This window comes from Candidatus Halocynthiibacter alkanivorans (genome assembly GCF_003333265.1).
Lineage (GTDB): Bacteria > Pseudomonadota > Alphaproteobacteria > Rhodobacterales > Rhodobacteraceae > Halocyntiibacter_A > Halocyntiibacter_A alkanivorans.
Genome location: NZ_QOLB01000092.1, coordinates 18,301 through 29,238, shown reverse-complemented (window position 1 = coordinate 29,238; position 10,938 = coordinate 18,301). Strand labels below are relative to the sequence as shown.

Genomic DNA, 10,938 nt, shown 5'->3' with positions numbered 1-10,938 from the left:
CGGCCGGTGAAGTGGGTTTTAGGCCCAGTAACCCAAAGCCGCAAGCGCTAAATCACACAAAGATCCACTTTCCACCCAAAAACCTCGTAACCTTCTGAAAATAAACAATCTTAATCTTCAAATGACCACCAGGCCCGGCAGCAGAACCCCCACCAGAACAGAATCACACCGAACCACAACACCCGCAGGCAGCACCCGGAAACCGACGGTCTTTGTGCCACCCGTTTGCCGGCGCCAGCTCCGCCACTAGATAATGTGGCGGCGGCAGTGCTGGCTCTGATGCAAGCTGAACGTGCGGCACAGCCCCCTAATGCAGTTGTCAGGGACTGCTTATGCGAGGAGCCCCAATGCAAGGGCGTGGCGAAAGAAGCTTTGGCACACCGGTAAGCAGGGGTGGTCCGGCGCCACAGTCCGCATTTCTGCTGCGACACCCCTTCCCTCCGCCCGTCCTGCGCCTCGTGATCCGATCCGGGGTCCTGCAACATGGTACCTGGCCAGACTTCGGCACCGCCCTGCCACGAAACTATTTACCCGACTTGCGCAGATATCAGACACGGACAAGACGCTGGTCGCTTTACGTTCAGGTCAGCATCAGATCTCGAGGCATGATGGCGCCCTTATGGCCCACCACACTTACAGCACAGCTGTGACCTGCCATCAGAGCCTCAGCAAGCGTGCCCCCCAACAGATGGCACGCAAGGAACGCGCCAACAAAACTATCGCCCGCCGCGGTGGTATCGACCACACGAGTCGCCGGCGCAAAAGGCAAAGTTGTTTCTGCCTGCGCGGTCAGCGGCACCGGGCCGCATGCCGCGCGTTTCAGGGCGCCCTCCGGTATGCCATAGGCCCGGAACCGCGCCAGAACAGCGGCCTCATCCGCGTCACCAAACAGGGCAAGCTCATCATCCAGCGACGGGAACGCGATGTCACACAGCCGCCATGCCTGATCAATACACCGGCGGGCTTCGTCAGGCGATTGCCACAGGCGCGGGCGGTAGTTTGAATCGAAGGCAAATTTGCCGCCTCCGGCGCGGAACTGACCGATCCAGCCAAAAAGAGCCGCGCGAACATCGGCCGGTAAGATTGCCAGGGTGATTGCGGACAGGTAAACAATGTCGAACCCTTCCAGAACATCAAAGGACAGGCCGTTGTCGTTCTGGAACAAAGTGCGTGCGGCTGAATTCTCGCGCCAGTAGAGGAAAGACCGTTCCCCGGCCTCGTCCGTGGTAACCGCGTAGATGCCCGGCAATCGTTTGCAATCCCGGCGAACAGTATCGGTGGCAATGTCTTCGGAATTGATAAAGGCGACGATCTGATCCGACAACAGGTCAGTACCGAGCACGGTCACATATGAAACCCGGTGCGGCTCTGGCAGCGCCCGCCGCAGATAGATCGCTGCATTCAGCGTATCGCCCGCAACACCCGCCTGCCCGCTCCCGGGCACCTCCTCCAGCGAAAGCTCAACCATAGCTTCGCCGACACAAGCGATTTTCAGAGCTTTTGCCATGTCAGCCCGCTCCTGCAAAAGAAAGCTGAACTTTGACAGCCTGCGTCCGGTCGCCCGCTATTTCAAACGCAGACTGCACCTGTTCCACCGGGTATGTGCCGGTGATCATCGGCCGGACATCAACCACACGATTGTCGATCAGCGTCACCGCCTCAGCAAATTCAGCATGAAAGCGGTGGGTGCCGCACAGATTGATCTCTTTTCCGACCAGAAGATTGACGGGCATCAGAGTATCGCCTGCAACGCCGACCTGAACGATGGTACCGAGAGGCCGTACCGCTTCAACCGCCGTCCTGATCGCCGGCGCCGCAGCTGAACATTCAAAAACCACATCGAAATAGCCTTTGTCTGCAAAATAGGGGTCCATCGCCTCCGCCTGTTCCAGGACATTTATCGTTCGCGTTGCGCCCATTTCACTGGCCACAGTCAATGGGATGTTCTGCAGGTCGGTGACCACGACTTCTGCGGCACCAGCCTCGCCTGCCAGTGCGGCGCAAAGCACGCCAATGGGACCGGCGCCGGTGATCAACACCCGTTTTCCACGCAGCTGCCCTGCCCGGCTGCGGGCGTGCAGGCAGACGGCAAGCGGTTCTGCGCAGGCCGCTTCTGCCAGGGTGGTGCCGGCACTGATCTTTTCACACTGCGCAGCCCGGACGACCATCTTGTCGCGAAAAGCCCCCTGTTCATGGGGGAAACGCAGTGCCGATCCGAAAAACCGCATGTGCAGACAGTGTTGAAAAAGCCCTGTTTCGCAATATTTGCAGCTGCCACAGGCGCGGCTCGGGTTTAGCGCAACCCGGTCGCCTTCTTTAATGTTGCCCGCGCCCTTTCCAACGCTCAACACGGTACCGGCAACTTCGTGACCAAGAACAATGGGCTCCCGCACCCGGATCGGGCCAAAACCACCATCCTGATAGTAATGCAGATCAGATCCACAGATCCCGCCGGCACCGATGGCCACAACCACTTCGCCCGCTCCTGGCAAAGCCACCCTGTCTGTTTCAATCCGGATATCTTGTTTGCCGTAGAGCCGGCAGAGGCGCGTTTGCATGGGGAAGCCTTATGGGAAGAGGACAGAGGGAAGCCACGTTGCCAGCGCTGGAATGTAGGATACCAGCAGCAACACGAAGATATTGGTCAGCAGAAACGGCATGATCGCCCGCACGACCGGTGTCAGCGGCAGACGCGCGATATTGGCGCACACAAATAGAACCACGCCCACCGGTGGCGTTGTCAGGCCGATCATCAGATTGAGCACGGCGAAGGTTGCGAAATGCAGCGGTTCGATTCCGACGGCTTCTGCCAGCGACAGAAGCGGAACAAACAGAATGATCAGCGCTGCAATTGTTTCCATGAACATGCCGACAAACAGCAGCAGTATATTGATAAGCAGGATCACCAGGAACTTGTTGTCCGTCAGCGACAGCACCCCGTCGGCGATGGCCTGAGGGATACGTTCAGATACCAGTATCCAGCCAAAGACATTGGCAAATCCCACCAGCACCAGGATCGCGGCCGATGACACAGCACTGTCGATCAGAATTTCCGGAAGCTTGCGCCAGTCCAGATCACGGTAAACAAACGCACCGACGACAAAAGCATAGACGCTGGCAATGACCGCTGTTTCAGTGGGTGTCGCCAGCCCGCTGAGCAGGCCGTAAATAATAAGAGCAGTCATCGCCAGCGCCCAGAACGACGCGAAAAAGGACCGGCCCAATTCGGCAAACCCCTGCCAGTCCTGCCGGGGAAAATCTCTTTTTACCGAGATGACATAACAGGTCACCATCATTGCCAGTCCCATGAGGATCCCGGGAATGGCTCCTGCCATGAACATCTTGCCCACCGATATTCCCGACAGAGAACCGACAATAATCATCGGAACGCTGGGTGGAATGATCGGCCCGACGGTGGATGAAGCGGCGGTCACAGCTGCGGAAAAATCGGCCGGGTAGCCGGCCTTTTTCATACCGGGGATCATAACGCCACCGATGGAGGCCGCGTCAGCCACCGCCGTGCCGGTGATGCCGCCAAACAACATAGACGCCGCAATATTAGTGAGACCCAGACCGCCCCGGATCCAGCCGACCATTGCATTGGCAAAACGGATAATGCGCCCGGTGATGCCACCGCTGTTCATCAGATTGCCGGCAAGGATAAAGCCCGGAATACTAAGCAGGACAAAGACATCCATGCCCGCGTACATTTTCTGCGGCATCACCACAATCGGGATGTCGGTGATAAAAAGATAGACCATTGAGGCAAGCCCGAGTGTGACCGCCACAGGGATGCCAGCCACAAGCCCAAGCAAGAACACGACAATCAGTATTGTAACGGCCATCAGGCGTCTCCGTCCGGTTTTTGCGGCAAGCCAGTGTCACCGTTCAGCAACATTGCAGCCAGGCGCAGGGCAGCAAAGATTAAAAGAAAAACGAGCATAATCAGGATGCTGGCATGGACAAAATCCATCCTCAGCCCCATGGCAGGCGAGGTCTGCCGTGCTCCTATGGAGGTGTATTTCCACGCCGGCCCCAAAAGCACCAGGCATATGACCACTGTTGTGGTGGTGGAGAACACCCGAAGCCGCCAGGGCCAGTTTCCCGGCAGCGCTTCGCAAAAGACGTCAACGTTGACCAGTTCTCCGCTGCGCAGGGACAAGCCGACACCAAAGGCCGCGAGGTAGAGCAGCGCATAGCGTGTCAGCTCTTCTGTCCACACCGGCGAAGACCCAAACGTGCGGCCCAGAACCTGAAGCAGCACCGCAGCAATCAGAACAGAGAATGCGAGGCAAATACCCAGGCGACAGAAACGCACGGCCAGCGAATTCATACGGTTAATCGACATCAAATTTTCCTTGTCGGTTTGCGCCCGGCGCCAACAATCTGCTGGCGCCGGGTAAGGAAATCCGGATTATTCAGCGAACAGTGCTTCTACGATTGGACGAATTTCATCATTCACGTTGGCAAGGACCGCGTCTTTGGCCTGCGCTGCGAATGCGGCGCCATCGACCTTAACAAAGGTCATACCTTTGGCTTCAAGATCAGCCCGGTCGGCGGCAATACTGTCAAGGAACAGCCCCCGCTCATAAGCCTGAGCACGGCTTGCCGCCTCCATCACCGCCGCCTGATCCTCTGCAGACAGATCCTGCCAGGTACTTTCGGCAATTGTCAGATAAATCCACGACCGCACATGTTGCGTCAGGTTGACGAATTTCTGGACCTCATTGAAATTCGCCGACTTGATCAAAGCAAGCGGGTTTTCCTGCGCGCCAATTGTACCGTTCTGCAAGGAGGTAAACACCTCAGAAAATGCCATCGGTGTCGGTTGCGCGCCGAGCGCCTTCCAGACATCCACAAACAGGGGCACGTTTGGCACCCGCATTTTCAGCCCGTCCAGTTTACCAGGGTTGGAAATGGCACGGTTTGAAGTCAGATTACGCGGTCCGCGCGCAAAAAAAGCGATGGGACGTACCTGTGCCCTCTCGATAATTTGCGCTTTAATCTGATCGCCGATTTCACCACTGGCGACCCAATCCATATGCTCCAGAGATTTATAGGCGTAGGGCACCGCCAGCAACGCCGCCATGGGCGCCCAGTTCTGCAGACTTTCACCGGTGATCGTCATATCAACAGTGCCAAGCTGCATACCGTTGATCAGGTCAATTTCCTTTCCCAGAGACTCGTTTGGGAAAACTTCAACTACAATACGTCCATCCGTCAGTGCGGAAAGCTCGTCGCCAAATTTGACGGCCGCAAGATGCCATGGATTTTCTTCATTGGCGAGATGGCCAAGCTTGAGCGTCAGCTCCTGTGCGAACGCTGCGCCACTTATGACCTGGGCCGCCAGACCCGCGGCGATCAGCGTTACTATTCTCTTTGGAATTTTCATTGTTTATCCTCCTGGTTGGTGTTTTTTTCCGTAAGTGGTGACGAAACTGGTGCATCAAATAATTCAGGATTGGCGGCCAGAATTTCCGGCAAGTCTGTCAGAATTTCCTTCAGGTGAAGCCGCATTGAAGCTTCCGCAACTTTGATATCCCCGTTTGAAATCCCGTCGACAATGGCTTCATGCTGCTGGATGAGTTTGCTCAACGGGAAGCGGCTCAGGCTGAGAAAACGAACCCGGTCCATCTGCGATTTCAGCCCTTCCACAAATTTCCAGGCTTTTGATTTATCCGCGCCCTCGGCCAGCGTTCGGTGAAAAAGCTCGTCCAGCTGGATAAACCGGAGCGGAGATTCTTTGGCCACACGGGATTGCTCGGTCAGCTGCGCGCGCAATTCCTTGACCAGACCCGCATCAGGCTGCTGCGCCAGCAATTTGACGATATCTGCCTCAATTGCCTCACGCACAAAACGTGCATCCAGCACCGATGCATAATCAATCTTGCGAATGATGGTGCTGCGCTGCGGCCTGATTTCGATCAGACCTTCTTCTGACAATTTGATAAAGGCTTCGCGGACGGGCTGACGGCTGATCGAATAACTCTTCGCCAGCTCAGATTCGGAGATTTTACTCCCGGGCGCCAGATCATTTCTTATGATCCGCTCCCGCAGCATGCGATGGAGCTGCGGCCCAATTGCAATACCATGATCGAGTTCCTGTACAGATGCCCACTCAAGTTTCATAAATCGTCCTCCCGCTTTCCATATGAACCATACTTCCATACTAGTCAACATTATTGTAAAGTGGTATCACCCAATCGCACCTGGTAAGTATGAAGCCACCCGGGACGCAGACAGACGAAGGAGAATACAATGAGGCAAACTTGGCGCTGGTTCGGTCCGAAAGATCAGGTCTCTGTAAACGACATGCTGCAAGCCGGAGTCGAAGGCGTGGTCTCGGCACTGCATCATGTGCCATCAGGCGATACCTGGACCTCTGAAGAGATAGCCAAACGACAGTCACAAATCGCGATGATGAGTGACGGAGCAGCTTCTGGTCTTGCCTGGGAAGTGGTCGAAAGCCTGCCTGTCTCAGAAGACATCAAAAAGCAGACCGGAAACTGGCGGAGCCATATTGAAAATTACAAAGCAAGTCTGAGTAATCTTGCGTCGGCCGGCATCAAAACTGTCTGCTACAATTTCATGCCCGTGCTGGACTGGACGCGGACCGATATCGCGTTTCCACTGCCCGGCGGGGCAACCTGCATGCGGTTTGACCTGACTGATTTTGTCGCCTTCGACCTGCATATTCTGCAGCGACCGGGCGCGTCCTCTGACTATTCTGAAAACGTGGCCAGCGCTGCTGACAAACGTTTCTCTGACATGAGCGAGACGCACAAACAGCTGCTGGCGCGCAATGTTGTCTATGGCCTGCCTGGCGCTGCAGAGACATTTTCGCTGGAAGATGTCCGCCAGAATCTGGCCGAATACGCCAATATCTCGGAAGATATGTTACGTGAAAATCTGATCTCTTTTCTGGAACAGGTCGCGCCTTTTGCCCAGGATCTGGGCATGCGCCTGTGCTGCCATCCCGACGATCCGCCCTTTCCCCTGCTCGGTTTGCCACGCATCATGTCCACCGAAGCGCAGTACCGCTCAGTACTGAGGGCCGTCGATCTGCCAGCAAACGGAATTACCCTGTGTTCAGGTTCTCTCGGGGCAAGACCTGACAACGATCTTCCTGGCATGATGGACCGGCTCGGCGACAGAGTGCATTTCCTTCACCTGCGCAACGTCACCCGCGAAAGCCCTGACATACGAGGGTCATTCCATGAGGCAGAGCACCTGGGTGGCGATACAGATATGGTGGCGCTGGTTGATGCGGTGCTGAAGGAAGAGGCCCGCCGGCGCAAATCCGGCAGAAGCGACAGTTCTATCCCCTTCCGCCCCGACCACGGCCAGGACATCCTCGATGATCTGAACCGCCACGCCCAACCAGGTTACCCCGCAATTGGCCGGCTCAAAGGCCTTGCCGAACTGCGTGGCGTTATCGCGGCGCTGTCACATTCCAGAAGGCCTGCGCTATGAACACGCCCCGTCTGAACACCCGCCAGGAACTTAGTTCGGGTGTCGCAACGCCCGGATACACGCCGCAACAACACGCCCCGGGCATTGTGCATATTGGGGTGGGTGCGTTTCACAAAGCCCATCAGGCAGTCTATACCGACGATGCGCTGGCGGCTGAAGGCGGCGACTGGCGCATCCTCGGCGTCAGCCTGCGCAGCGACACAGCAGCAGAAGAACTTAACCCGCAAGACGGCCTTTTTACCGTGATCGAACGCGGGAACGAGCCCGGCTCCGCGCGGATCGTCGGCAGTATCGCCAGGGTCATTTCTGCGTCCCGGGACCACAAAAGCGTCATCGCCGCCCTTGTCGACCCTGCGATTCGCATTGTCAGCCTGACCGTTACCGAAAAGGGCTATGGGATAGACCGTAAAACCGGCGGCGCCGATACCAGCCACCCTGCTGTGGCCGCTGACCTGGCCACTCCGGACGCCCCGGGCGGTGTATTGGGACTGATTGTAGCGGCGCTTGCCACACGCCGGAAAAATGATGTGGCCCCCTTTACGGTGCTTTCTTGTGACAACCTGCCGGACAACGGGGCAATGCTGCGTGGTGGGGTCATCGATTTTGCCACACGGAAGGATCCCGGTCTTGGCGACTGGATTTCGCGCAATGTGGCGTTCCCCTGCTCGATGGTGGACCGGATTACCCCGGCCAGGACACCGGCAACTTTGGCGGAGGCAACACGGCTGACCGGTGTCGAGGACCAGGCGGCGATCGAAACAGAACCTTTCCGCCAATGGGTTATTGAAGACAATTTTCCGACCGGACGCCCCGCCTGGGAAGCCGGTGGCGCTATATTTGTCCAGGATGTTGCGCCCTATGAGCAAATGAAATTGCGGATGTTAAACGGCACCCACTCCATGCTGGCATATGCAGGGTTTTTATCTGGCCACCGCCTGGTCTGTGATGTGATGGCGGACACGGATATGGCGGCACTTGTCCGCCGTCATCTCCTCGCCGCCGCTGCCACCCTTGACCCGTTGCCAGGCATCAATATCGAGCGTTATGTTGCAGATATTCTCAGCAGATTCAGCAACCCGAATATTGCCCATGAGACCTATCAGATCGCCATGGATGGCACCGAAAAACTGCCGCAACGCATATTTGAACCAGCGCTGGTGGCTCAGGGACAGGGACAGCCGCTGCGCCCCTATGCCTTCGCGACAGCCGCCTGGATGCGGTACTGTTCCGGCCGGACTGACGGGGGCACGCCCTACGCCCTGCGCGATCCAAAACAACAGGAAATTACCGAGATACTCCGCAACTGCGCCGTGCCGGAAAAACTTGCTGACCGCCTGTTCAATCTGAAAGGATTGTTTCCGAAAAAGCTTTTGTCAGACCGGAACTGGACAACACAGGTGACATCAATTCTGTCTGTTATAACAGGGAAAGGCATGCGCGAAGCCGTACACCAGGAATCCCTGTCAGCCTGATCCGCTATCAGACCACACCGTGGCGCTTCGGAGTGTCAGTCCTTAGCGCTACGGGCATCCTACGCACTGCCGCAGCCATTCCATACCCAACAACTTCGCCCCGTCCTATATTGCGCGCGCCGCTCCAGCGCCAGCACGGCGGGCGGCGCCTGGCTCACCGATTCCGGGTGCCCCACTTTTGTGAGGGAGCTGAAATTAGCTGATGAAGGCGTTCAGGCAGCGTTCTGATCGGCGGCGGGCCTGGCCTTACAGCGCGCGCGCTCGGCCATCGTGTCGGAAATGCGGTTGGCCCATTTGGCGTTCTCATTGGTAAGCTCTTTGATTTCTTGTGCCAGATAGGCAAACCCCCGTCCGGCGTCGCCTGCGCGGGCCGCCTCGATCCCGGTGTTTATCGAAAGGGTCGACAGTTTCCGCACTGAGCGCAGAATATTCTCGGCAAGTTCGATGATCTCGGTGTTGGCATCTTCGCTGGCTTGCAAGGTGCGTTGCAATGTATCGCGCAACTTCACCTCGGCCGAAGCATCCACCACCAGCCCTTCCAGAAACACCATTACTTTCTGTTCGTTGTAGACCGCATTGCCTCGCTCACGCACCCAGGCATCAGATCCGTCACGGCGGCGAAAGCGATAGGCCACATCCCAGTTGCGCCCCTCTTTTATGGCGGTATCGACTTCGGCATAGACGCGATCAGCGTCTTCTTTATGCATCAGGTCGCCAAAGGCCACGCTGCGGTTGCCGATGATGTCGGCGATGGAATATCCGCAGAGGCGTTCGACCTGACCGGCCATGAATTCCATTGTGAAAACATCGTCATTGGCGCAGCGGTAGATAAAGGCGTTCCCGGAGCTGAAAACGCTGTTGAATACTGTAAGTGCCTGGTCGTCCATAAATTCCCCCTGCCGCGAACAATCACGTTGTTTCGTAAATTCACTTTTGGGCCATTGTTCAGGTTAGTGATTAACATTGCGTTGCAAGTAAACAATATTTCATGAGGGTGAACGCACTTCTCAACAAGAGCGCAGGATGAGATGGAGGTTGTGGTGCAGACGCCTGCCACCACAACCTGCGGCGCCGCTTCGCAACAGCACCGTTCTTGCAGAACTTCACTTGGCAGGCATGCGCGATCACAACCTGGCGCATGTATTTACTTCACCGAAGGACATGGTCCGATTTTGTCCGGCGCGGCAGCAATTTCCGTGATGAAAATGCAGCAACAAAGACGAATGGCAGCAATGCGAATACTGCACTGCGCAGGTGGTCAGTGAAGTGGACGGCAGCTGTGGGCCGTCCTTGATAGCCACCGAGGGAATGGCGGCTCAGAGTGCAAATATTGCAATCACATCAAATTATTAAAAGCCCGCAGCCGGCTGGCTTATGCGGATTTGTTTTGTGCCTTCTTGCCTGTCTTGGTTGACCGCTCACCATGCTGTCCAGCAGTGTTGTTGAGCGCTTGATACCAAGCGGGCTTCTGAACAGGGTTTGCACCCGGGCGTTTTGCCTTAGGTTTTTTTGATTTAGGCATGGGGTATCCTTTCCGGATTTCAGGCAGACATAGAAGGTTTGTGGCTGGATTGATACCGCCAATTTGAACTTGGATTTGGTGTTTGGCCGGAGTTGAGGGGGCACAAAAGCCCGCGGGCCGACAACTAAGCTAAAAAAACGCTGCGTTCCGGGCGAATGTCCGCGATTCGAAAGCTGCACCGAGGCGACGAACTGACCGAAGAACGTCGGCAATCCGCGGTGGGCTCAACACTTTAATCTTTGAGCAAAGATGGAGTGATGATCGAAGGCTTCCAGGCGAGAGTTGGCACCCCATTTAAGCGATGGGTTGCCGAACATTTTCAACCAGATATTACGCTGAGGAGGCATTCAATGAACGACAGCTTTATCCGCTCAGCTGACCTTTGCTGACCTCGCAGCGAGTGGCAGCTCACCGCCCTTCGCGTCGAAATGTAGTGCAGAAATTGGAGCATTCCCTTCGTCGCAGGTGCGT

At 56.5% G+C, this 10,938-nt stretch carries 10 protein-coding genes; 2 read left to right on the top strand and 8 right to left on the bottom strand.

Translation table 11 applies throughout. The features are described 5' to 3' along the window. Positions 1-580 precede the first annotated feature (580 nt). From DWA01_RS11395 to DWA01_RS11370, 6 genes are all read right to left on the bottom strand, one after another. Positions 581-1,507 carry a sugar kinase gene (locus DWA01_RS11395; RefSeq protein ID WP_114285965.1) on the bottom strand — a complete coding sequence of 309 codons (927 nt, stop codon included), beginning with the start codon at positions 1,505-1,507 and terminating at the stop codon, positions 581-583. A 1-nt stretch (position 1,508) separates the two neighbouring features. After that, positions 1,509-2,558, bottom strand: coding sequence for an L-idonate 5-dehydrogenase (locus DWA01_RS11390; protein ID WP_114285964.1), 1,050 nt, complete (start codon positions 2,556-2,558; stop codon positions 1,509-1,511). Positions 2,559-2,567: 9 nt separating this feature from the next. Beyond that, on the bottom strand, positions 2,568-3,845 hold the full coding sequence (locus DWA01_RS11385; RefSeq protein ID WP_114285963.1) for a TRAP transporter large permease: 1,278 nt from the start codon (positions 3,843-3,845) through the stop codon (positions 2,568-2,570). Next, positions 3,845-4,348, bottom strand: a complete 504-nt coding sequence (locus tag DWA01_RS11380) for a TRAP transporter small permease (protein WP_235008527.1) — start codon at positions 4,346-4,348, stop codon at positions 3,845-3,847. Before DWA01_RS11380 ends, DWA01_RS11385 begins: the two co-directional genes overlap by 1 nt. Before the next feature lie 66 nt (positions 4,349-4,414). Next, entirely contained in the window at positions 4,415-5,392 is a 978-nt protein-coding gene (locus DWA01_RS11375) for a TRAP transporter substrate-binding protein (RefSeq protein ID WP_114285962.1), read from the bottom strand. After that, entirely contained in the window at positions 5,389-6,168 is a 780-nt protein-coding gene (locus DWA01_RS11370) for a GntR family transcriptional regulator (RefSeq protein WP_235008526.1), read from the bottom strand. The genes DWA01_RS11375 and DWA01_RS11370 overlap by 4 nt, the downstream gene beginning before the upstream one ends. Before the next feature lie 90 nt (positions 6,169-6,258). On the opposite strand from DWA01_RS11370, the gene uxuA reads away from it, so the two are divergent. Together uxuA and DWA01_RS11360 are read left to right on the top strand one after the other, a co-directional pair. Then, complete coding sequence (gene uxuA / locus DWA01_RS11365) at positions 6,259-7,473, top strand: mannonate dehydratase (RefSeq protein ID WP_114285960.1); 1,215 nt, start codon at positions 6,259-6,261, stop codon at positions 7,471-7,473. Beyond that, the gene (locus DWA01_RS11360; protein WP_114285959.1) at positions 7,470-8,945 is read left to right on the top strand and encodes a mannitol dehydrogenase family protein; all 1,476 of its coding nucleotides are present in this window, start codon (positions 7,470-7,472) and stop codon (positions 8,943-8,945) included. The genes uxuA and DWA01_RS11360 overlap by 4 nt, the downstream gene beginning before the upstream one ends. Positions 8,946-9,157: 212 nt before the next feature. Here DWA01_RS11360 and DWA01_RS11355 read toward each other — a convergent pair whose 3' ends face one another. Together DWA01_RS11355 and DWA01_RS23115 are read right to left on the bottom strand one after the other, a co-directional pair. Further along, entirely contained in the window at positions 9,158-9,832 is a 675-nt protein-coding gene (locus tag DWA01_RS11355; protein ID WP_114285958.1) for a methyl-accepting chemotaxis protein, read from the bottom strand. Between the two features lie 485 nt (positions 9,833-10,317). After that, the gene (locus DWA01_RS23115; RefSeq protein WP_160116022.1) at positions 10,318-10,467 is read right to left on the bottom strand and encodes a hypothetical protein; all 150 of its coding nucleotides are present in this window, start codon (positions 10,465-10,467) and stop codon (positions 10,318-10,320) included. Positions 10,468-10,938: the final 471 nt, after the last annotated feature.

Bases quoted from the DNA above. Each gene is read 5' to 3' on its own strand.
- DWA01_RS11395 (WP_114285965.1), bottom strand. From the start codon at position 1,507: ATGGCAAAAGCTCTGAAAATCGCTTGTGTCGGCGAAGCTATGGTTGAG.
- DWA01_RS11360 (WP_114285959.1), top strand. From the start codon at position 7,470: ATGAACACGCCCCGTCTGAACACCCGCCAGGAACTTAGTTCGGGTGTC.
- DWA01_RS11380 (WP_235008527.1), bottom strand. From the start codon at position 4,348: ATGTCGATTAACCGTATGAATTCGCTGGCCGTGCGTTTCTGTCGCCTG.
- DWA01_RS11355 (WP_114285958.1), bottom strand. From the start codon at position 9,832: ATGGACGACCAGGCACTTACAGTATTCAACAGCGTTTTCAGCTCCGGG.
- DWA01_RS11390 (WP_114285964.1), bottom strand. From the start codon at position 2,558: ATGCAAACGCGCCTCTGCCGGCTCTACGGCAAACAAGATATCCGGATT.
- DWA01_RS11370 (WP_235008526.1), bottom strand. From the start codon at position 6,168: ATGGAAGTATGGTTCATATGGAAAGCGGGAGGACGATTTATGAAACTT.
- DWA01_RS23115 (WP_160116022.1), bottom strand. From the start codon at position 10,467: ATGCCTAAATCAAAAAAACCTAAGGCAAAACGCCCGGGTGCAAACCCT.
- uxuA (WP_114285960.1), top strand. From the start codon at position 6,259: ATGAGGCAAACTTGGCGCTGGTTCGGTCCGAAAGATCAGGTCTCTGTA.
- DWA01_RS11385 (WP_114285963.1), bottom strand. From the start codon at position 3,845: ATGGCCGTTACAATACTGATTGTCGTGTTCTTGCTTGGGCTTGTGGCT.
- DWA01_RS11375 (WP_114285962.1), bottom strand. From the start codon at position 5,392: ATGAAAATTCCAAAGAGAATAGTAACGCTGATCGCCGCGGGTCTGGCG.